General features: G+C 69.6%; 21 protein-coding genes and 1 tRNA gene. 11 read left to right on the plus strand and 11 right to left on the minus strand.

Annotated features, from left to right (window positions below; all coding sequences use genetic code 11):
* Nucleotides 1-41 precede the first annotated feature (41 nt).
* Nucleotides 42-1115 carry an amidohydrolase family protein gene (locus D9599_RS12230; RefSeq protein WP_198381518.1) on the plus strand — a complete coding sequence of 358 codons (1074 nt, stop codon included), beginning with the start codon at nt 42-44 and terminating at the stop codon, nt 1113-1115.
* Nucleotides 1116-1129: 14 nt separating this feature from the next.
* On the opposite strand, the gene D9599_RS12235 is transcribed toward D9599_RS12230, so the two are convergent.
* From D9599_RS12235 to D9599_RS12250, 4 genes are all read right to left on the minus strand, one after another.
* Nucleotides 1130-1384: a hypothetical protein gene (locus tag D9599_RS12235; RefSeq protein WP_198381519.1), complete on the minus strand. Its 255-nt coding sequence runs from the start codon at nt 1382-1384 to the stop codon at nt 1130-1132.
* A gap of 14 nt (nt 1385-1398) precedes the next feature.
* Nucleotides 1399-2382, minus strand: coding sequence for a DNA/RNA non-specific endonuclease (locus tag D9599_RS12240; protein ID WP_198381520.1), 984 nt, complete (start codon nt 2380-2382; stop codon nt 1399-1401).
* A gap of 41 nt (nt 2383-2423) precedes the next feature.
* Nucleotides 2424-2588, minus strand: coding sequence for a hypothetical protein (locus D9599_RS12245; RefSeq protein ID WP_198381521.1), 165 nt, complete (start codon nt 2586-2588; stop codon nt 2424-2426).
* A gap of 169 nt (nt 2589-2757) precedes the next feature.
* Nucleotides 2758-3417, minus strand: a complete 660-nt coding sequence (locus tag D9599_RS12250; RefSeq protein ID WP_198381522.1) for a hypothetical protein — start codon at nt 3415-3417, stop codon at nt 2758-2760.
* A 223-nt stretch (nt 3418-3640) separates the two neighbouring features.
* On the opposite strand from D9599_RS12250, the gene D9599_RS12255 reads away from it, so the two are divergent.
* From D9599_RS12255 to D9599_RS12275, 5 genes are all read left to right on the plus strand, one after another.
* The gene (locus tag D9599_RS12255) at nt 3641-5896 is read left to right on the plus strand and encodes a TonB-dependent siderophore receptor (RefSeq protein WP_309228616.1); all 2256 of its coding nucleotides are present in this window, start codon (nt 3641-3643) and stop codon (nt 5894-5896) included.
* Nucleotide 5897: 1 nt separating this feature from the next.
* Nucleotides 5898-6242 (plus strand): DUF3649 domain-containing protein, encoded by a 345-nt coding sequence (locus tag D9599_RS12260; RefSeq protein WP_198381523.1) that lies wholly within the window; start codon nt 5898-5900, stop codon nt 6240-6242.
* Complete coding sequence (locus tag D9599_RS12265; RefSeq protein WP_232480426.1) at nt 6239-7816, plus strand: PepSY domain-containing protein; 1578 nt, start codon at nt 6239-6241, stop codon at nt 7814-7816. The genes D9599_RS12260 and D9599_RS12265 overlap by 4 nt, the downstream gene beginning before the upstream one ends.
* Nucleotides 7813-8145 (plus strand): DUF3325 domain-containing protein, encoded by a 333-nt coding sequence (locus tag D9599_RS12270; RefSeq protein ID WP_198381524.1) that lies wholly within the window; start codon nt 7813-7815, stop codon nt 8143-8145. The genes D9599_RS12265 and D9599_RS12270 overlap by 4 nt, the downstream gene beginning before the upstream one ends.
* A gap of 312 nt (nt 8146-8457) precedes the next feature.
* A complete protein-coding gene (locus D9599_RS12275; protein WP_198381525.1) occupies nt 8458-10509 on the plus strand; it encodes a PAS domain-containing sensor histidine kinase in 2052 nt (683 codons plus the stop codon).
* A gap of 199 nt (nt 10510-10708) precedes the next feature.
* Here D9599_RS12275 and D9599_RS12280 read toward each other — a convergent pair whose 3' ends face one another.
* From D9599_RS12280 to D9599_RS12300, 5 genes are all read right to left on the minus strand, one after another.
* A complete protein-coding gene (locus tag D9599_RS12280) occupies nt 10709-10957 on the minus strand; it encodes a hypothetical protein (RefSeq protein ID WP_198381526.1) in 249 nt (82 codons plus the stop codon).
* A 351-nt stretch (nt 10958-11308) separates the two neighbouring features.
* The gene (locus D9599_RS12285; protein WP_198381527.1) at nt 11309-12088 is read right to left on the minus strand and encodes a hypothetical protein; all 780 of its coding nucleotides are present in this window, start codon (nt 12086-12088) and stop codon (nt 11309-11311) included.
* A 236-nt stretch (nt 12089-12324) separates the two neighbouring features.
* Nucleotides 12325-12400 (minus strand) — tRNA-Glu (locus tag D9599_RS12290).
* Between the two features lie 43 nt (nt 12401-12443).
* On the minus strand, nt 12444-12635 hold the full coding sequence (locus D9599_RS12295; RefSeq protein WP_198381528.1) for a DUF2256 domain-containing protein: 192 nt from the start codon (nt 12633-12635) through the stop codon (nt 12444-12446).
* 4 nt (nt 12636-12639) lie between these two features.
* Nucleotides 12640-12954, minus strand: coding sequence for a DUF6476 family protein (locus D9599_RS12300; protein WP_309228617.1), 315 nt, complete (start codon nt 12952-12954; stop codon nt 12640-12642).
* Here D9599_RS12300 and D9599_RS12305 point away from each other — a divergent pair.
* Nucleotides 12923-13939 carry an RluA family pseudouridine synthase gene (locus tag D9599_RS12305; protein ID WP_198381529.1) on the plus strand — a complete coding sequence of 339 codons (1017 nt, stop codon included), beginning with the start codon at nt 12923-12925 and terminating at the stop codon, nt 13937-13939. The two genes, D9599_RS12300 and D9599_RS12305, sit on opposite strands and share 32 nt — an antisense overlap.
* A gap of 310 nt (nt 13940-14249) precedes the next feature.
* Nucleotides 14250-15134, plus strand: coding sequence for an RNA polymerase sigma factor RpoH (rpoH, locus tag D9599_RS12310; protein WP_198381530.1), 885 nt, complete (start codon nt 14250-14252; stop codon nt 15132-15134).
* 54 nt (nt 15135-15188) lie between these two features.
* On the opposite strand, the gene D9599_RS12315 is transcribed toward rpoH, so the two are convergent.
* Nucleotides 15189-16355, minus strand: coding sequence for an MFS transporter (locus D9599_RS12315; protein WP_198381531.1), 1167 nt, complete (start codon nt 16353-16355; stop codon nt 15189-15191).
* A gap of 161 nt (nt 16356-16516) precedes the next feature.
* Nucleotides 16517-17800 carry a Gfo/Idh/MocA family protein gene (locus D9599_RS12320; protein ID WP_198381532.1) on the minus strand — a complete coding sequence of 428 codons (1284 nt, stop codon included), beginning with the start codon at nt 17798-17800 and terminating at the stop codon, nt 16517-16519.
* Between the two features lie 166 nt (nt 17801-17966).
* Here D9599_RS12320 and D9599_RS12325 point away from each other — a divergent pair, with 166 nt between their 5' ends.
* The 3 genes from D9599_RS12325 to D9599_RS12335 all read left to right on the plus strand — a co-directional run bounded on the left by D9599_RS12325 (nt 17967) and on the right by D9599_RS12335 (nt 20276).
* Nucleotides 17967-18488 (plus strand): VOC family protein, encoded by a 522-nt coding sequence (locus D9599_RS12325; RefSeq protein WP_198381533.1) that lies wholly within the window; start codon nt 17967-17969, stop codon nt 18486-18488.
* Nucleotides 18489-19000: 512 nt separating this feature from the next.
* Nucleotides 19001-19537 (plus strand): sigma-70 family RNA polymerase sigma factor, encoded by a 537-nt coding sequence (locus D9599_RS12330; protein ID WP_198381534.1) that lies wholly within the window; start codon nt 19001-19003, stop codon nt 19535-19537.
* Nucleotides 19524-20276 (plus strand): anti-sigma factor, encoded by a 753-nt coding sequence (locus D9599_RS12335; RefSeq protein WP_198381535.1) that lies wholly within the window; start codon nt 19524-19526, stop codon nt 20274-20276. The genes D9599_RS12330 and D9599_RS12335 overlap by 14 nt, the downstream gene beginning before the upstream one ends.
* The last annotated feature ends 79 nt before the right edge of the window (nt 20277-20355 follow it).

Consider the following 20355-nt stretch of genomic DNA (forward strand, 5'->3'; position numbering starts at 1 on the left):
CATTCATGCGAGAATGCATGGCGGATGGGAGGGCAGGATCAATGACCAATATCCGACGCCGCGGCCTGCTCGGTGCCGCCGGCGCCGTCTTCGTCGGCTGTTCCTGTGGCGCAAATCCCGTCCTGGCGGCGGACGCGCCCGCCGAGCCGCGCCGTGTCTCGCTGGGCGGCCGCCGCGTGCAAGTCTGCGATGTGCACGCCCACTGCGCCTTCCCCTCGGTGGGCGAGGTGGTCCGCGGCACGCCCTTCGACCGGCCGATCGCACCGCCGTCTCTGGTCGTCGCGCCGGACCGGATCGCCGCGATGGATGCGCGCGGCATCGACGTCGCGCTGCTCTCGGTGAACATATACTGGTGGTACGACGCCGAGCGCGATCTCGCAGAGCGCGTCGTGCGCCTGCACGACGAAGGACTCGCCGAGCTCTGCCGCGCCTATCCAGGCCGTTTCCTCGCGGCCTCCTCGCCGGCGGTGCAGTTCCCGGAACTGGCGGCCGAACAGCTTGAATACGCGGTGCGGCACCTCGGCGCCCGCGCCGCCTCGGTGGGCGGCCACGTCAAGGGAGAAATCCTCTCCGCGCCCCGCTTCGACCCCTTCTGGGCCAAGGTCGTCGAGCTCGGCGTGCCCGTCTTCATGCATCCCGACAACGCGCAGAACCTCGTGCCGCCGCGCAGCTGGGCCGGCCGGGGGGATCTCGCCAACGTCATCGGCAACCCGCTCGAGACAACCATGTTCCTGAGCCGGATGATCTTCGACGGCACCCTCGACCGCTTTCCGGACCTCCGGATCATCGCGGCGCACGGCGCCGGGTACCTGCCCTCCTACCTCGGCCGCGTCGAGGTGGCCTGCGACGTCCGCCCCGGCGCAAACTGCCTCAACCGCCGCCGCCCGGCGGAGTACCTGCGGACGCAGATCATGGCGGATTCGATGGTCTTTTCGGCGGAGGGCATCCGCCACCTCGTCGCCGAGATGGGACCCGGCCAGATCGTTTTCGGCTCGGACATGCCCTATGTCTGGCCTGACACCATCGACAACATTCTCCGCACGCCGGGCCTGGGTGACGAGGAGAAGCTTGCGATCCTCAACGGCAACTTCCGCCGCGTGATCCGGATGGATTGAGAACGGCCCATCCTTCAGCCGAAGGGATTCCGCACGGTGTCGTTGCCCTCGCCCGTCACGACCCGTTGCGGAAGCCGCTCCCCTTCGCCCTCCAGCACCGCGATCGCGGCCTGCAGGAGCGATTGCAGCCTGCGCGCGCTCTCGAGTCCGGCGCGATCACGGGTGAGGTCCAGGCTGCCGTAGAGAGACACCCTGTCTAGCCGGTTCTCCACCATCATCCCATCCAGCCGCATCGTCGCTGCCTCGTCGGCATAGGGGATGAACTTCACGGCCCTGCCCTCCTCTACCGACGCCCGAGCACTCGGACGAGCGCGATCACCATCAGCACCGCGAACACCACCGCCAGGATCAGTCCCGACCGTTCCTCGATCCAGGAGGATGGCTGCGGCGCGGGCTGCGGCGGCTCGGGCCTTGGTCTGGACCTCGGCGGCTGCGCCTCACGATCGTTGCTCGCCACGTCCGGCTGATTGTCGCAGCTGCCCCGGACATTGCTCGGACGCGGCTCCGGCAGGGGCTCGGCGCGCGCCTTCATTGCAGCGGGAAGCAATGGAAAGGCGTCGATGCCAGCGATCCACTGCAGTTCGTTGAGCGACACGGCTCGCCACGCCAAGCCCGGCTCGTTCGGAGCCAGGTAAGCCCCCGCCACGCCCCGGCTCGGCACGTAGATGGCCTTGTAGAGAGAGGTCGGCACCAGCACCCGTCCGTTCAGCCGCCGCAGGTTCTGGCCCTCGAAGATGGGACCGGTGAGCACCCAGACCTCGCCCTCCTCCATGGCCAGCTCGCGCACGGTGCTCTCCACGCCTTCCCAGAGGCAGCGGTTCGAGCCGGGGCTCTGCGGCACCATGTTGGCGAGCGAGAAGCTCTCCGCCTGAGCAGAGGCGGTCGGCATGTCGCCGGAGGGCGCCATGTGGCCGCGGTCGAAGCCGGAGCGGGCGTAATCCGACAGCCGCGCCCTCTCGTCCTCCGGCAGTTCTTCCTCGGCATGGAAGGCATCGTCGCGCTGCAGCTGTCGTGCCCGCTGGATGCGCCGGCGCGTCAGGTGCTCGGCGGAAGCCAGGGCGGTGCGGGAGACGCCGCTATGCAGCACAGCATAGCCCTCGAAGCACAGCTCGCGCACCTTGGCCGCAAGGGCCGGGCGGGTAATGTCTGGCGCGACACCGCCGGGATAGTGCTGCGGACAATCTGTCGGCGCGGCATCCGCAGCCGTCATCAGCCCGAACAGGCAGAGAGCGATCATCAGGGCGCGGGTCGGCATCGTGCGGCCCACGATCATGGCTCCTGGTGGGAAAGCAACACGACCACTCTCTTTCAGGCGTCGCAAACGATCTGCGTGGAGAGGACAGATGCCGCGCTGAACGTCAGCGCGGGCTGCACCGTCCTCCCGCCGGCCACGAAGGGGCAGGCCGGCCGCTGCCGCAGATCCTGCCGCTCGGTGTCGGCCCCGTCATGGCCGGAGCATCCGGGGAAGAGCATGCCGTTACTCCCTCTCGCCGCGAGTGTGTGCGCACCGGCAGCGCCCGTCTAAAGCAAAATGCGACGAGGGGGAGATGGCAAATCGGTCCGCTGATCACGCCGAAAGCCGTCACCTGACGACGTGGCGCCCGGCAGCAAGCGGGGTCGTGACGGCCTCAACCCGCATCGGTCATCGCTGCGCGGTCCAGGGGATGCCGTCCTGCACCGTGAAGGACAGCGTCGAGACGTAGCTCGTGCGGTCGTAGGCGACCGCTTCCTGGCCACCCGCGGTGGGATCGACGTGCTGCACCTCGGCAACGTAGCGACCAGCCCAGGGCGTCGGCAGGGTGACATGCCCCTCGGCATCCGTCTGAAGTTCCTTGCTCCAGCCCGGCGGCCCGATCAGCACCACCTTCGCGCGCCGCAGGGGCTCTCCCCGGAACAGCAGGGTGAAGGCGTCGCCGTCCGAACGGACTGGCACGAGCTCGAGGTCCAGCACGGCCCGCGTGTCGGTCCGCCCTTCGCGGGCGAGGTAGACCGAGCGCGTCCGCCCGCCCCGCGCGCGGTCACTCCACGGGGCAAGTTGCCCGGTGGCGCGGGCGTCGCCGCCCGGCAGCGGCCCGAAGGCGACGTGATCGGCCTCACGCGAGGCGGACGCGTTGCTTCCGACCAGCTGGGGCGCCGCGATGGCGTCGAGGTGCCCGCCCCGGCGCTCGCGCAGGTTCTCGGCGTACTCGCCAAAGAAGAGCCGCACGGTGTCCTCCCCGCGCTCAAGCCAGACCATGTGGGCGGCGGCGGGCTGGACAAGACTGCCGGCGATCAGGAGGGCGCCGAGGAGCGAACGGTTCACGGTCATGGTCCTTTGCGAAGGGGCCGCGGGCCGCGGCCAGGATTACGGCGCCCGGGTGATGAGCGACGCGGCGGCTCGCCACGGCGCGTGGCAGGGGGCTCGTTCGTGAGATCGAGCATCAGCCCCCCTTGCCCGGGTTACACCGCGGTTATATGAGAACGATTCTCATTCACAAAGTAGACTGGGGTAGCGGCGCATGCAAGATCGAGTTGCGGAAGAGCGAGTGCGATGCTGGCGCTTCCTCGTGCTCGGCGCGATGGCCTCCGCCATCCTGCCGCCGCAAGCCCTGGCGCAGGACGGACGGTCACTCGGAGACCCGGCGGGCGCTTCAACCGTCCAGGTTCCGGAGGTGAATGTTCAGGCCGGGCTCGAGCGCGGCTACAGCCCTGTCGAGGGCTTCGTGGCAGGCGTCAGCGCCACCGGCACCAAGACCGACACGCCGCTGATAGAGACCCCGCAATCGATCTCCGTCATAACGGCGGACGAAATTGAGGCGCGCGAGGCGCGCACGGTGACGCAGGCCCTGCGCTACTCCGCGGGCGCCATCACCGACACGCGCGGGTCCACCGCCGTGCGGCTGGATGCGCTGACGATCCGCGGCTACTCCCCCGCCGCCTATCTGGACGGCCTGCGGACGGCAGGCGGCCGCGACGCGAACCCGAGCACCGACTTCTACCGCATCGAGCGGCTGGAGGTGCTGCGCGGCCCGGCCTCTGTGCTCTACGGCAGCTCGCCGCCGGGCGGGCTGTTCAACATCGTCACCAAGCGGCCGGCCGACCAGCGGATCCGCGAGGTGCTGCTCGAGGCCGGCACGCGCGACCGGTACCGCGCGGCCTTCGACCTGAACGGGCGGCTCGACGAGAGCGGCCAGTGGCTTGGCCGCGTGATCGGCTCCTATTCCGAAGGCGACGGCGAGTTGGACCGCACGCGGGAGCGCCGCTACTACATCTCACCCTCGCTCACCTGGCGCCCCGACGCCGACACCACCATTACGCTGCAGGGCCACTACCAGCGCGACCCGGAGTCCGGCTCCTACGGCAGCGTGCCGGCCTACGGCTCCGTCCTTCCCAATCCCAATGGCCGCATCCGCCAGCGCTTCTACGACGGCGATCCCAACCTCGAGAGATCCAACCGCGAGCACTATTACATCGGCTACCAGGCCGAGCACCGCGCGACGGAATGGCTGACCCTGCGGCAGAACTTCCGCTACCTGCACACGAAGGGCGAGTACCGCAGCGTCTACAACGCGGGCGTCACGCCTGATTACCGCCAGATGGTGCGCTCAGTATTCGGCACGGACACGGACATCGACGTGTTCACGATCGACAACCAGGCCCAGGTGCGATTCCGCACGGGCCCGCTCGAACACCTCGCGCTCGGCGGCCTCGACTACTACCGGGTGCTGAGCGACGTCTATCAGGGCTCGGCACTCTCCACCACGGCACTCGGGCAGCGGCTGTCGCGTCAGGATCTGTTCAACCCGAACTACGACAACCAGCGCACCTTCTTCCCGCCCTTCAACAGCTACTCCAGCCAGCGCCAGAACCAGCTCGGCGTCTACCTGCAGGACCAGGTGAAGTTCGACCGGTTGACGCTCCTGTTCGGCGGACGGCTGGACTGGTCCGACACCTCCACCGAGAACAGCAACCTGACCACGCAGACGGTCTCCTCCCGCTCGCGCTCCACCGCCCACGCCTTCACCGGGCGCGCGGGCGCGGTGTACCGCTTCGACAACGGGATCGCCCCCTACGCCAGCTACAGCGAGAGCTTCGAGCCGCAGGCGGGCGTGGACCGGTTGGGCAGCCCCTTCGAGCCGACGACGGGGCGGCAGTACGAGGTGGGCCTGCGCTACCAGCCGCCGGGCGCCAACCTGCTGCTGAGCGTGGCGGCCTTCGACCTGCGGCGCCAGAACGTACTGACGACCGATCCCGTGGCACCCAGCTTCAGCGTGCAGCAGGGCGAGACCTCCTCCCGCGGGATCGAGTTCGAGGCGAAGGCCAGCCTGATGCAGGGGCTGAACCTGACGGCGGCCTATGCCTACCAGGACGTGGAGTTCAGCAAGACGCGGAACACCACCGTCGTTGATCTCGGCTTCTTCCCGACGCGCACAGGCGGAACGGTGGCCCTGCAGGGCAAGACCCCCTGGGGCGTTCCGCGGCATTCAGGTTCCGCCTGGCTGGACTACACCTTCCAGGACGGCACGCCGGCGGCCGGGCTGGGCGTGGCCGGCGGCGTGCGCTACCTCGGTTCCTCGTTCGGCGACGACGCGAACAGCTTCAAGGTCGACGCCGCGACGCTGTTCGACGCCTCGATCCGCTACGACCTGGGCCGGCTGGGCCAGAGCTTCCAGGGCGCGACCGCCTCGCTGAACATCACCAATGTGGCGGACACGCGCTACGTCAGCAGCTGTTTCGCCTACTCCACCTGCTGGTACGGCACGGGCCGCACGGTGCTGGGCACCCTGCGCTACCGCTTCTGAGATGGCGCGGATCGGCCCCTCCTTCCGGAGCGTCGCGTCGCTCCGGGTCCGGCTTCCACCCGACACGGAACGGCGTCGGCTGGGGGGGTTGCTGCTGCGCTCCCTCGCCGGAATCGGCGGCGGCTACGCGCTGGCCGCGCTCGCGACGGTCGTGCTGTCGCTCTCCCTGCCGCTGGCACGGTCCGAGGCGGTGCTCGCCGCCACGATGGCGAGCTTCGCCGTTCACGCCGCGGCCATCATCTGGGCCTTCGCGGCGCGCAGCGCCCTGAGGGCCGTCACCGGTCTGGTCACGGGGGCGGCGTTGCTCACCCTCATCCACCTCGTCGTGCAAGGTCAGCTTCCATGAAGGAAGGCTTCCGCCAGTCCATGGCGTGGCTCCACCGCTGGGCGGGCTTGCTTGTCGGCTGGGTGCTCTTCGCCGTGTTCCTCACGGGCACGGCGGCCTATCTGCGGCCGGAGATCTCCTATTGGATGCGGCCGGAGCTTGCGCTCTCCCGCCCAGGACCTGCGGACGCGGAGGTGGCGGTACGGGCCATGCAGGCGATGGCACCAAACTCGCCCAGCTGGTTCATCAACCTCCCCGACGAGCGGGACACAACGCTTCGCGTGTTCTGGCGCGAGCCCGGCGCGCGCGGCCGCGGCTTCCGCGAGGCGGTGCTGGACCCCGCCACGGGCCGCACGGTGGAAGCGCGCGAGACGCTGGGCGGGGAGTTCTTCTATCGCTTCCACTTCCAACTGCACTACGTGGGCGTGCTCTGGGGCCGCTGGATCGTCAGCATCTGCGCGATGTTCATGCTGGTGGCGATCGTCAGCGGCATCATCACGCACCGGCGCATCTTTGCCGACTTCTTCACCTTCCGGCCCGGTAAGGGCCAGCGCTCATGGCTGGACGGGCACAACATCTGCGCCGTGCTCGCGCTGCCCTACCACCTGATGATCACCTACACCGGCCTGGTGCTGTTCATGCTCATGGTCATGCCCTGGGGGATCGACCGCGCCTATCCCGGCGGGCGCGCGGCCTTCAACGCGGAAGCGTTCGGCAGCGCGCCGCCGCGCCCGCGGGCCGGCAACGCCGCCCCGTTGTCGCCCGTCCTGCCCCTCGTGCAGGAAGCGGAGCGGCGTTGGGGCGGCGGGCGGGTAGGCCGCATCGTCGTGGCCAACCCGGGCGACGCGAACGCCACCATCCAGCTCGTGCGCGCGGATTCCGAGCGCATCTCCTACAACCCGCAGAGCCTGACCTTCGATGGGCCGACCGGCGCGCTGATCCAGGACAGCGGAGAGGGGCACCCCGTCGCCGAGGTGCGGGGCTGGATGTACGGCCTGCACATCGGGCGCTTCGCCGGGCCGCTGCTGCGCGCGCTCTTCATCCTCTCCGGCCTGGCGGGCACGGCGATGGTCGCGACCGGCTGCGTCCTCTGGGCCACGAAAACGCGGCAGCAGGCCGCCCGGCAGGGGCGGGTGGGCTTCGGCACGCATTTGTTGGAGCACCTGAACGTGGCGACCATCGCCGGCTTGCCTCTGGCGATGGCGGCCTTCTTCTGGGCCAACCGGCTGCTCCCGGCAGGCATGCCGCAGCGCGCTGATTGGGAGGTGCACGTCTTCTTCGCCACCTGGGGCCTCTGCCTGATCCATCCCCTGTTTCGCCGGGGGCGCCAGGCATGGATCGAGCAGTTCGCGATCGGCGCCCTCGCCTTCGCGCTGCTTCCGCTGCTGAACGTCCTCGTCACACAGCGCCACCTCCTCGCGACGCTGTCGGAAGGCGACCACGTGCGAGCCGGCTTCGACCTGGGGCTACTCGGCTGCGCGCTTATGCTCGGCGCGCTGGCGTGGAAGGTCGCGCGGCACAGGCCGGCGCCGGCGTCCAGCCGCGTCCCCTCATCAATCCCAAGGCCGGGCCGATCGGTGGAGGCGGCCCGATGATCGGCTTCGGCGCCTCGCTCGCCTATGCCGGCTTCGTCGCGATGTGCCTCGCCATGGAGCGGCATCACGAACAAGTTTTCCGAACGCGCGCCGTTCCACCCCGACGGCGGCGCCTCCTCAGTGTCCTGGGATGGCTGCTCCTGGTGGCATCAGTGCTGGCGATGGTGTCGGCCAGCGGCTGGGGTCTCGGCCTGGTTCTCTGGGCGGGCATCCTGACCGCCACGGCCATCCCGCTCTCCATCCTGCTCACCTACGCGCCCCGCATGGCCCTGATGCTGGCAGCCGCGCCCCTGCCCGCTGGGCTCGCGTTGCTCCTGTCGGTCCCCTGAACGGCCGGCACAGTGGCCCCGCGTTCACGCCGCGCCTGTCCCGGCTGGGGCGGAGGAGAACCCACCCGTGACTGAAGGAGCAACGGCCGGGGCGCGAGACCGGCTTGCCCCGGCCGGTCCGCACAGGCCCCGCCGTCTTGCGCTATGCTTCGCTGCCCTCACCTGCCTCCCAAGGCTTGCCCGAAGGTGCTACTGAGCGAAACGAACACGCAGCGAGAGAGCGTTGGCTGACAAGGTGGGGCACATCGGCCCAATGGAACCTATCCGTGAGCGGCAGGGCCGCAGCGCCAGCGGGCGCCGCTCGGCTCGTCCGTGAGGCTTCCCCTTCCCGCCCCCCGCGCGCAGGGACCGGCCGATTCAGGACCGAGCCCCGCCTTCCTTGCCGGCGGCGGCGAAGCCGGCGCCCTGATGCGAGCCCATGACTGGTCCACCTCGTCACTCGGCGACCCATCCGCCTGGCCGCAATCGCTGCGATCGGTTGTCGGCCTGCTGCTCGGCTCCAAGTTCCCGATGTTCGTCGCCTGGGGCGAGGAGCTGGGCTTCCTCTACAACGATGCCTATGCCGAGATCCTCGGTGCGAAGCACCCGCGCGCCCTCGGCGCTCGTTTCCACGACATCTGGGCTGAGATCTGGCCCGACATCTCCCCGCTGATCGACGCGGCCATGGCCGGGGAGGCGACCTATCGTCAGGACCTGCCGCTCCTGATGAACCGCAAGGGCTTCGACGAGCAGACCTGGTTCACCTTCTCCTACTCCCCCGTGCGGGACGAGGGCGGCCGCGTCGCCGGCATGTTCTGCGCCGTGGCTGAGACGACCGCCCGGGTGCAGATGGAGAGGAAGCAGGCCTTCCTCGTTCGGCTCGGCGACTCCCTCCGGGGCCTCGAAGGCCCGCACGTGCTCCCGACAAAAGCGGCGGAACTGCTCGGGGCGGAACTCGGCGCCGATCGCGCGGGCTACGGCATCGTCGATGCGTCCGGCGAGGCGGTTTCGGTCGAGCGCGACTGGACGGGCGGTGACGTGCCGTCCCTCGCGGGGGAAGCCCGCCTCCTCGACGCCTTCGGTCCAGCCGTCATCGCCGAGTTGCGTGCCGGCCGCGCGCTGGTGGTGGAGGACTGCCAGACGGACCCGCGCACCGCCGACCCGGCCTATCTGCCGACATGGCGGGGCATCGAGACCCGCGCCTTGGTCGTCGCCCCCCTCGTCCCGTTCGGGCGGCTGGCGGCCATCCTCTACGTCCACAGCCGGCACCCGCGCCGCTGGACGGGTGCCGAGGTGGAACTTGTGGAGGAGGCCGCCGGGCGCACCTGGGACGCGGTCCAGCGGGCCTGGGCGCAGGCGGAGCTGCGCGAGAGCGAGGGGCGGCTGCAGCTGGCCCTCGACGCCTCGGGGATGGTCGGCCTGTACGACTGGCTCGTCCCTGAAGACCGCCTCTTCGCCGACGCGCGCTTCGCCCGGCTCTTCGGAGTGGAGCCGGAGCGGGCCGCGGCCGGCGCGCCGCTCGCGGACTTCACGCGCGTGATCCACCCGGAGGACGGACCGCGGGTCGAGGCCGCGATGAACCGCACGGTGGCGACCGGAGAGCCCTACGAGGCGGAGTATCGCCTCATCCAGGCCGATGGCGAGGTCCGCTGGGTCGCCGCGCGCGGCCGCTGCCTCTACGGCCCCGACGGGGCGCCTATCCGTTTCTCGGGAACCGTGGTGGACATCACGAAGCGCAAGCAGGCTGAGGAGCGGCAGGCGCTCCTGTCGCGCGAGGTGGACCACCGGGCCAAGAACGCCCTCTCGGTCGTGCAGGCCGCCCTGCGGCTGACGCGCGCGCCCGACCTGCCCGCCTATATTCGCGAGATCGAGGGACGAGTGGCCGCCCTGGCACGGGCGCAGACCCTGCTGGCCGAGGAGCACTGGGCCGGCGCGGACCTGCTGACGCTCGTGCGCGGCGAGCTGGACGGGTTCCTCGGTCGCGACGACGGGCGCTCACAGGTCACGGTGGAAGGTCCCACCGTCGCGCTTCCGGCCGGGGCGGCCCAGCCTTTCGCGATGGCGATCCACGAACTCGCCACGAACGCGGTTAAGTACGGCGCCCTCTCGACCCCTGCGGGCCGTGTGGCAGTCACCTGGAGAGTGGAGGGCAGCCCGCCCGGGCGGCTGCGCCTGTGCTGGGCGGAGGCGGGCGGGCCGCCGGTCGAGCGGCCGCCGGAGCGGCGGGGCTTCGGGACGCGGGTGCTGGACGGGACGGTGCGGGCGCAGCTCGGCGGGACGCTGTCGCTCGGCTGGGAGCCTTCGGGTCTGGTCTGCGAGGTGGACGTGCCGCTCAAACCGGGGCCGGCACCTGATGACCACTGGAACGAAGGCGGTGGCGGCTAAGCCCAGGCCTCCGGCCCATCGGGAAGCGAGGAGACCAGAAGTCGGCGCCACCCTGGCGAAGGGAAGCGTCGCACAGGTTTCTGATTGTCCCGATGAACGCCTGCACGCCCCAAGCCTTAGCAGCGCGGTCACCGCTCCACCGACGAGCACGGGTCGGTCCAGTCTCAGCCGACTGAGCCGCTGACGGGCGGCGCCAAGCTCACTCGGGCCGTTCCCTCCGCGAATACGCGCCCGCACCGCCGCCGTTCCCGGTATTGAACGCCTCCCCGGCAGCATACAGAGCAGTTTCGTGCAGCCTGCTTAAGGACGCGAAGCGGGCCTGCATCTCCTCACACGACACGCCGGCCGACACGTTCAGCAGGCTCTGGTACTCGGCCGTCTCATCCGCAGTCAGGCCAAGCATGACCCGCCGTCCCTGAGCGTCCGTGGTCCAGCCAAGATCGTTCATTTCCTCCTCTTCCTCAGCCGAGCGCCTGTCCCTCGCACCATCCAGCCTCGTGATGCCGCTGCCTCACGTCATCCCGGAAGCCGCCCACCATTCGCCACACAGGCCTCGATGAGCCGCTGCCGCTCATTCCGGCTCCGGGAAAGGGAGCCGGGCGGGTACTTCCGATCCACCTCCTGTCGGCACTGGGCCTCGAGGGTCGAGGGCGGCGGCCGCTCCTGAGCCGAAGCGCTGCCACATAGGGCCGCGACGGCCAGCCAGGATGCACTGACGCTGCACAGCCGCTTCATGCCATCTCCTCTCTGCGCAACCGCACCCCCTGATCTTCGGGATGAACTTGCCCCGCCTGCTATCTCAGAGGTCAACCTCGAGACTGAACAGGGCGCGATACTTGGGAGAATCCCTGCCGATGCCAGCACCTCCCCCGAAGCCGGCCGTCACCCGCTCGCTCAGCCGGTGCCGGACGCCAACTTCGACGATATTCGCATCGCGCTCCCCGAATTCCTGGCGTTCGCGCACGTAGTCCACGATCAGCGCCGTGTCGCGACCGAGAAGTTGACTATAGCCTGCGACCACCCGGTACTGGTTGTGCCTCTCCTGGACGGAGGGGGCAAAGCGCGTGATCCAGGCCGCATTCAGGTGCAGACGCTTGTTGCCGGCCGGGTCGATGGTCCGCGTCGCAACCCCCGTCAGCTGCAGCTGGGTGGCCCTGTCCCCGGGCCCGAGGGGCGTGCTGGCATCGATGCCGACGGCGAAGGCGGGGAGCCAGCGCGTCTCCCGATTGAAGTTGTACAGCGCACCCGCGCTCACCTGCCCCTGATTGGCACGATCGCCTGAGCCGACGATGTAGGGGACACTGACGTTGAGGAGCAGACCATCGACAGGGCTGGCCTGAAATTGCGGGAAGATCTGCAGATCGTCGTGGCCACGGCGCCGATCGAAGCGGAGTCCGGCTTGCAGCTCGCCTTCCTTTGGCTTGCCCGTGAAGGCGTCCTCCAGTGTCGTCGGTAGGAAGACGTCGAGGTCATCGACGTCACCTGCCTGGGCCGTGCTCGCAGCGGCAAGGAGTCCGAAGCCCAGCAAGAGAGAAAGGCGGCCGATGCTCCAGTACCGACTGTCCTGACCAGTGCTCATCCGCTTCCTACTCTGCACGCTTCCGCAGCCGCTCACCGGCGTCTCTGCCGCCCCCCTGATTGTTCTGAGGGGGGGGGGTCAGACCACCTACCGCAGCATACGCTACCTGCGGAGTAGGGGAGCATCGAGGCGATCGTCTAGCCTGCGATCGTCTCAACATCTTCGCTGAGTAGTGTGAGGGTGATTGTGGGGTGCGGGAGTTGGACCGCGCATAAACCCAGCAATTCAACGCCGGCTGGCGTCCCCAAGGGGATTCGAACCCCTGTTACCGCCGTGAGAGGGCGGTGTCCTAGGCCTCTAGACGATGGGGACGTGGCCTGCGGGAGCGGCCTTCTATCCGCGATCCCCGGAGGGATCAACCCGGGTCCGGCATCTTCTCCGCATTTTTTCCACGCCTTCCTCCGGCAGCCGGGTGCCGCCCCTCCCGACAGGCCTCCGAGCAGAAGCGGACGGCCTCCCAGTCCCGCGCCCATTTCCGGCGCCAAGTAAAGGGGCGCCCGCAGGCGGCGCAGTTCTTCTCCGGCAGGTTGGGCTTGTGGTGCGCCACGTCCTCACTCCCCTAGCCGGACCTCGCCCACTGCTTGCCCGCTGCGCGTATCGAGGATCACCACGCGGTCCCCGTCCGGCCGCTGCACCCAGACAGCAATGCGCCCCTCGCCCCCGGGCGCGATTCCGCCGATCCGGCTTCCCGCGGGCTGGCTGAGCGTCAGCCCCGCCGGAAGTGGCGTCCCCGCCGGCACGGCCACCACAGCCGGCGCCGAGGGCACGGCCTTGCTCGCGCGCTGAATGACCAGCACAACCAGGGTGACGGTGCCGACGACGATCAGCACCCCCATGCCCACGACGAGAACCTTGAGCGCGCGCACAGACCCCTCCACCGCACCGGCCGAGCCCCTCTCCTTCACCGCCACCGCCGAACAGGCGGGCGAGCGGCTGGACCGGGCTTTCGCCGGCATGGGCGGTCTCTCGCGCTCCCGCGTCAAGGCGCTGGTGGAAGCAGGCCACGCCGCGCGCGATGGCACCACCACCACCGACCCCTCCGAATCGCTCCGCCCCGGTGCCCGCTACACCCTCGCCGTCCCGCCGCCGGAGCCCGCGACGCCGCTGCCCCAGGCCATGGACCTGACCATCCTCTACGAGGACCGCGACCTCATCGTGCTCGACAAGCCCGCAGGGCTCGTCGTCCACCCCGCGCCGGGCCACCAGGACGGCACGCTGGTCAACGCCATCCTCGCCCATGCCGGGGAGGACCTCTCCGGCATCGGCGGCGAGAAGCGGCCGGGCATCGTCCACCGACTCGACAAGGAAACGAGCGGCGTCATGGTCGTGGCCAAGACCGAGGCCGCCCACCAGGCCCTCTCCACCGCCTTCGCCGAGCGCGATCTGGACCGCAGCTACCTTGCGCTTGCCTGGGGTACCCCCTCCCCCGTCTCCGGCAGCGTGGAGGCCCCGGTCGGCCGCCACCCGGCGGACCGCAAGCGCATGGCGGTCGTCGCCCGTGGCAAGCATGCCCTCACCCACTACGCGACGGAGCGGGCCTGGGGCGCCGCCTGTTCCCTCCTCCGCTGCCGCCTCGCTACCGGCCGTACCCACCAGATCCGCGTCCACATGGCCCATATCGGCCACCCGCTGGTAGGCGACCCCGTCTATCTCCGCCGCACCCCCGGAAGCGCGAAGCTGCTTCCGCAGGCGGCGCGGGATGCCCTTCTTTCTTTCCCCCGGCAGGCGCTGCACGCCCAGTCCCTGGGCTTCAATCATCCCATCACGGGAAAGCCCCTATCTTTCTCGACCCCCCTCCCGTCGGACATGGCTGCCCTGATTTCGGCGCTGGACACGCAGGAAAGCCCGTGAACAGGGCCTGAACACGAGCCCGGCACGCCATGTAACCGGACCGTTTCAGTCGGGTTTCTCTTGCTTTTTCCGGTGGTCCAGATTACAAGCACGACAGCTTTCGCAGCGGGGTGCCTCAAACATCCCCTTCCGGAACGACCGTCTTCTTCCCTCGCGGATGCGAAAACCTGGGGGATGGCAGGCGTTCTTGATGGGCTCAGGGCCCAGCGCGCGAAGGCATGGCTCGGATTCCCCGGGCCGCTGCTCAGCCGTTCGCGCGCCCGCCACTCCCGGGGGCACAGCCCGGCTGAATCAGGAGGCAGTTGCTTTTATGGCTTCCACTTCGATGATCCCGATTGCCCCCGAAGGCAACCTCTCCCGCTACCTGCAGGAAATCCGCAAGTTCCCGATGCTCGCGCCGGAGGAGGAGCTGAACCTCGCCAAGCGCTGGCGCGACAACCAGGACGAGAACGCCGCCCACAAGCTGGTCACCTCGCACCTTCGCCTTGTGGCGAAGATCGCCATGGGCTACCGCGGCTACGGCCTGCCCGTTGGTGAGCTCATCAGCGAGGGCAACGTCGGCATGATGCAGGCGGTCAAGCGCTTCGACCCCGACCGTGGCTTCCGCCTGGCCACCTACGCCATGTGGTGGATCCGCGCGGCTATTCAGGAATACATCCTGCACTCCTGGTCGTTGGTGAAGATGGGCACGACCGCCGCCCAGAAGAAGCTCTTCTTCAACCTGCGCCGCCTGAAGGGCCAGATGGCCGCGCTGGAGGAAGGCGACCTCAAGCCCGAGCAGGTCGAGAAGATCGCCCGCGTCCTCCAGGTGCCCGAGCAGGACGTGGTCTCGATGAACCGGCGCCTCGCCAGCCCGGACAACAGCCTCAACTCCCCCATCCGCGCTGACAGCGAGGGTGAGTGGCAGGACTGGTTGGTGGACGAGGGCGAGAGCCAGGAGAGCGAGGTGGCCGAGCGCGAGGACATGTCCAACCGCCGCGACCTGCTCAACGGGGCGCTCAGCACGTTGAACGACCGCGAGCGCCACATTCTCATCGAGCGCCGCCTGAAGGACGAGCCGACGACGCTCGAGGAACTCTCGCAACAGTACAACATCTCGCGCGAGCGGGTGCGGCAGATCGAGGTTCGCGCCTTCGAGAAGCTGCAGAAGAACATGAAGACCCAGATCGTCGAGCGCCGCTTGGCGGTGACCTGACGGCTTGGGCCGGCTGAACTGAAAGGGGCGGCGGAGCGATCCGCCGCCCCTTATCTATGCCTGCGCCGCCCTGCCGCTCCGCAGCAGCAGCGCCATTCCGGTGAGGCAGGCGATCCCGCCCGCCAGGAAAACCGCGGGGAAACCGCCGAACAGTGCGATGAGCCCACCGATGGGCCCGGCAAGCCCCATCGCCGCGTCGAAGAAAGCCGAGAAGCTGCCCACTGCCAGCCCGCGGCTGGCTGCAGGCACCCGCCGCACCGCCTCTACCCCCAGGGCCGGGAAGATCAGCGACATCCCCGCCCCGCTCAGCGTCGCGCCCACCACCGCCATCACTGGCCCTGGCGCCGCCCAGAGCAGCGCCTGCCCCAACGCCTCCACCCCCAGCGAGATCAGCGCGACACGGCGCCCACCGATGCGATCCGGCATTCCCCCGAAAAGCAGCCGCGCGGCTACCACGCCGGCGCCGAAGCCCGTCAGCGTCAGCCCAGCCCCGTCCCAACCGCGGCTGGCGAAGTGCAGCGCGACAAAGCCGCTCAGCAGTGCCTGCGGCGCTGCGCCAAGGAAGAGCACCACCCCCTCACGCCAGATCAGCCCGAACACCCTCAGCGCCGAGGTTTTCACCCCGCGCGCGAGAGGCGCCACCGGCGACAGCGGCAGCACGAGGGCCAAGCCCAGCAGCGCCACCACGATCATCGCCACGGAAACACCGGCGAAGCCGAACCGGCCCATCAGCAGGAGGCCGACCGGCGCGCCGATCCCGAAGGACACGAAGATGGCCATCCCCTGCCAGGTCATCACCAGCCCCGTGCGCGCGGCACCGAGCCGGGTAATCCCCCAGGTCATTGCCCCGACGAGGACAAGGCTCTCCGCCGGCCCCATCAGCAGCCGCGCCACCACGAGCACCGCCAGCGCCGGGACTGGGTCCGGCAGCAGCGCCGAGAGAAGGGACAGCAGTCCCGAGAGCCCTGCCAGCGGCAGTCCCAGCAGCACCGCCCGCTTGGAGCCCGCCCGGTCCACCAGCCGCCCCGCCCATTGCCGCGTCAGGATCGTGCCGACGGATTGCACCCCGATCACCACCCCGGCGGTCAGAAGGCTGAATCCCAGCCCCTCGTTCACGTGCTGGGACAGCACCGGCAGCGGCAGCGCGATGGAGAGGAACCCCACCAGCACGATCAGCGGATAGGGCAGCAGCGCCCGGGCGGGAACGGCGGAAGGGGACATCAGGGGCGCCCGGCTCGGGCCACGGCGGCCCCGTCGTGCGTTGATGGCGCCAACGCCCGCACCAGGCCGAAGGGGCCGGGCCCCCCCCTTCTCCGCGCCCTCCGCTGCCCGGTCAACCGCGGCCGCCGATCCCCGCCAGCGGGGCCGCCGCGCCGCCCGCCTTACCCGCCCTGCGACGGGTCCGGCCCGCGCGTCGGCCCCAGCGGCCTCGGCATCTCGATCGGCCGCCCCTCCTGGGCGGAGCGGTAGATCCCCGCCATCAACTTCTGGTCCTGCAGCCCTTCCTCTCCGGGCGTGTGCGGCTGGCGGTCCATGCGGATGCATTCGGAGAAGTGGTCGATCTCCGTCGCGAACTGGTTCTTGTGCTCGATCGTCCGCTCCGTCCGTGCGGTCATGCTGCCCGCACGCTGCGACACGTACATCCGCTGCCCGACATAGGAGAAAGCATCGGGCATCTCGACCGTCCCGCGCTCGAAATGCAGCGTCATCGACTTGTCGTTGAACGCATCATACTGCGTCAGGCAGTTCGCGATCACGCCGGACGGGTAACGGAGCATGAACGACACGCTCTCCTCGATCTCCGACCAGCGGGGATCGCCGGGCGGCGAGTAGCTGCGGGCGAAGACATCGATCGGCTCCTCGCCGGTGAGATAGCGCGTGGCGTTGAGGCAGTAGAGCCCGATATCCGGCAGCGCGCCCCCGCCGGCCAGACGGTGGTTGAAACGCCACTGCGCCACCTGCCCCTGGGACTGCGTGTTCACCGCCTGGATCGACCGCAACTTGCCCAGTTCCCCGCTGCGCACGATGCGGATCGCCTCGCGGTTATAGGGCTCGTACTGGCAGCGATAGGCGATCATCAGCTTCACCCGCGCGCGCTCGCAGGCCGCCACCATCTCCGCCGCTTCCTCGACGGTGGCCGCCATCGGCTTCTCGCAGAGGACGTGTTTTCCGATCGCCGCTGCACGCACCGTGTATTCGCGGTGCATCGCGTTGGGCAGGCCGATATAGACGGCCTTCACCTCCGGGTTGTCCCGAAGCTTTTCCATCTCCTCGTAGGAATGGACGGCGCTCTCGGGGATGCCGTAGCGCCGCGCCACCTCCCGCGCCTTCTCCGGGCTGCTGCTGACGAGCGCGACGGGCTTCGACTGCTTGGCTTCCCCGAAGGCCGGCAGCGCCTCCTCCACGCTGATCCGCCCAAGGCCGATGATGGCGTAGCCGACACGCTCGGACGGCGGCAGCGGGTTGGGCGTCGGCCCCGAGGGCGTGTCCGCCTCCCCCCGCCAGTTCGGGAAAGTGATGCGCCCTTCCGTCACCCCGCCCAGGTCCGTCGGCGTCGGCGCGGGATAGCCAGGCGCGCCGGCCGCCCCGAGGGCAAGGCCCGCCGCCGTCAGCCCCCCGCCCCGCAACAGGCCGCGCCGGCTCGCCCCATCGGTATCCTGGGCCATGTCGTTCTCCACAACGGAAAGGGGAGCCCGAAGAACGCCCGCTCCCCCGCGCCGTTGCCGACCACCGCGCGCCGCATCCGATACGCCCCGTCCATGCCGCCCATTTGGTCAGGGGATTGGACCGCCCGCGCCCGGCGGCCCAGATAAGAGGGTGAAGGAGCCGCCCATGCCCGACACCATTCCCGTCCCCCTCCGTCCGCGCGCCCCCGCCGGCCTCTCCATCGGCCACACGCACCTGAAGGTCTCCGACCTCGACCGTGCCTTAGGTTTCTGGCGGGACGTGATCGGGCTGGAGGAGACCGCCCGCTATCCCGGCGCCGTCTTCCTCTCCGCGGGCGGCTATCACCACCACATCGCCCTCAATGTCTGGGAGAGCGCGGGCGGCCCGCCACCGGCCCCCGGCACAACGGGCCTTTACCACGTGGCGCTGCTCTATCCGGACCGCGCCTCCCTCGCCCGCGCTCTGCGCACGGTGCTCGCGGCCGGAATCCGCCTTGACGGGGCCTCCGACCATGGGGTCTCCGAGGCGCTCTACCTGCACGATCCCGATGGCAACGGCGTGGAGCTCTACCGCGATCGCCCTCGAGAGGAATGGCCGCGCAACCCCGACGGCTCCCTCGGCATGTTCACCCGTCGCCTGGACCTTGCGAACCTCCTCGCCGAGCCGGAGGACGCGGCGGGCGGCTGATGGTCCGCACTCCCTGAAACGGAATGGATGCACGGCCAGGATCTTCGGTTTCGAGCAGGGCCAAATCAGGCCGCTGGACAGAGAATTGTAACAAACCGCTCCCGCCGTGAATAACACCGTGCCGACGCTAGTCTGCAGATGGGGCAAGCGAGGTTGGCCATGAACGGTTTCGGAAGGGCACGACCTGGCCGTGGCGAGCGATGTTCACGAACGCGGCGCCGCGTGGACCAGCGCAGGGGCCGCGACGAAACCCGACCGGGAGATCGTAGCGGCGCCCCGCGGGCCGCACCGCCTCCGGTGAACGGGGCGGCCGTGCTCTTGGCAGGCCCGTTCCCCGCCGGCCGCCTGCGCGCCCGCCGGCCGGGGAGCGACAGGCCGCGATCAGGACAGGCCAATCCCTGGACGTCCCTGCTGGCATTTTCGGAAGATCCTCCGGGCAGGCCCCGGGCGCGGGTCCGGCCCGCCAACGAGACCGGTGCGTGAGATGGTCCCGCCGGGCGAGGACCGGGCCGGTGCCGGATCCTGCCAGACTTCGCGTCGAGAACGTGGTGCTGACCCACCTGGACGCCGCGTACAGCCTGGCGCGCTGGCTGGTGCGCGCTCCCCATTTCGCGGAGGACGTCGTGCAGGAGGCGGTGCTCCGGGGACTGAGCTACTTCGCATCCTTCCGCGGCGAGGATGGGCGTGCCTGGCTCATGCGCATCGTACGCAACACCGCCTACACGATGCTCGCCGCGCGCCGGCAAGGCGGACAAGCCGCGGAGCAGGGCCAGGGGCTCGACGGTGACATGGTGCGGAACCTTCCGGACACAGGAGAGGGCCCGGACGCGGCACTATCGAGGCTTGAGGATGCGGCGCGCCTCGAGCAAGCGCTGGCGGCCCTGCCGATCGAGCTGCGAGAATGCATCGTGCTGAAGGAACTTGAGGAGCTCTCCTACAAAGAAATCGCCCAGGTCACCGGAGTACCCATCGGGACGGTGATGTCCCGTCTTTGGCGCGCCCGTCGCGCCCTCCTCGTCCAGGAAGGAGCAGCCGGTGAAGAGCGGTGAATCCTGCGACGAGATAAGGCTGCTGATGCAGGCGGACGTGGACGGTGAATTGCAGGCAGCCGAATCCGCGCGCGTCGCCGCGCATCTGGGAACCTGCCCCGCCTGCGCGGAACTTCAGACCCGGCTCATCGCGCTGTCGGGCGCGTTGCGCCGGGATGTCCCGCGCCACCGCGCCCCAGGACACCTGCGGGAGGCTGTGCGGAAGAGGGTCGGCGCCAGCGAGGTAGGACGTCCGCGGTCGCTGCGCCGCTGGTCGACGGGAGCGCTCGCGGCGGGCGCCCTGGCCGCGGGCGTGGCCTTCCTCAGCCTGCTGCCCATCCGGGACGCGGGGCCCGGCATCAACCCCGATTTCATCGTGGCGTCCCACATCCGCGCGCTCCAGCCCCAGCATCTTCTCGATGTCGTCTCCACTGACCAGCACACGGTGAAACCGTGGTTTGCCGGGCGGCTCCCCTTCGCGCCGCCCGTTCAGGATCTGGCCGCCAAGGGCTTCCCGCTCGTGGGCGCGCGCCTCGACCACGTACCCGGCAACGCGGCCGCCGCCCTCGTCTACAAGCGGCGGGAACACATCATCGATCTCTTCGTCTGGCCAGCCGAACCGGACGAGAGCACGGCAGGCGCTACAGGAACCCGCGAGGGCTACAACTACATCCACTGGTGGGCGAACGGCATGATCTTCTGGGCCGTCTCCGACCTGAATGCCCGCGAGCTGGCCGAGTTCGCGAGCCTGTGGCGCTGATGATAAGCGTCCCGGAAAGCTGCCGAAAAACTGACTGGTCACGAATAGATCGCCTCCACCCCTGGTCTTTTATCGAGTG

The organism is Roseomonas sp. KE2513 (assembly GCF_016107305.1).
In the GTDB taxonomy this organism is placed as follows: domain Bacteria; phylum Pseudomonadota; class Alphaproteobacteria; order Acetobacterales; family Acetobacteraceae; genus Roseomonas.

Coding starts and splice junctions, on each gene's coding strand:
- D9599_RS12265 (WP_232480426.1), top strand. CDS start 6,239: ATGAAGGAAGGCTTCCGCCAGTCCATGGCGTGGCTCCACCGCTGGGCG.
- D9599_RS12260 (WP_198381523.1), top strand. CDS start 5,898: ATGGCGCGGATCGGCCCCTCCTTCCGGAGCGTCGCGTCGCTCCGGGTC.
- D9599_RS12245 (WP_198381521.1), bottom strand. CDS start 2,588: ATGCTCTTCCCCGGATGCTCCGGCCATGACGGGGCCGACACCGAGCGG.
- D9599_RS12285 (WP_198381527.1), bottom strand. CDS start 12,088: ATGAGCACTGGTCAGGACAGTCGGTACTGGAGCATCGGCCGCCTTTCT.
- D9599_RS12280 (WP_198381526.1), bottom strand. CDS start 10,957: ATGAACGATCTTGGCTGGACCACGGACGCTCAGGGACGGCGGGTCATG.
- D9599_RS12325 (WP_198381533.1), top strand. CDS start 17,967: ATGCCCGACACCATTCCCGTCCCCCTCCGTCCGCGCGCCCCCGCCGGC.
- rpoH (WP_198381530.1), top strand. CDS start 14,250: ATGGCTTCCACTTCGATGATCCCGATTGCCCCCGAAGGCAACCTCTCC.
- D9599_RS12270 (WP_198381524.1), top strand. CDS start 7,813: ATGATCGGCTTCGGCGCCTCGCTCGCCTATGCCGGCTTCGTCGCGATG.
- D9599_RS12305 (WP_198381529.1), top strand. CDS start 12,923: ATGCCCACGACGAGAACCTTGAGCGCGCGCACAGACCCCTCCACCGCA.
- D9599_RS12315 (WP_198381531.1), bottom strand. CDS start 16,355: ATGTCCCCTTCCGCCGTTCCCGCCCGGGCGCTGCTGCCCTATCCGCTG.
- D9599_RS12230 (WP_198381518.1), top strand. CDS start 42: ATGACCAATATCCGACGCCGCGGCCTGCTCGGTGCCGCCGGCGCCGTC.
- D9599_RS12320 (WP_198381532.1), bottom strand. CDS start 17,800: ATGGCCCAGGATACCGATGGGGCGAGCCGGCGCGGCCTGTTGCGGGGC.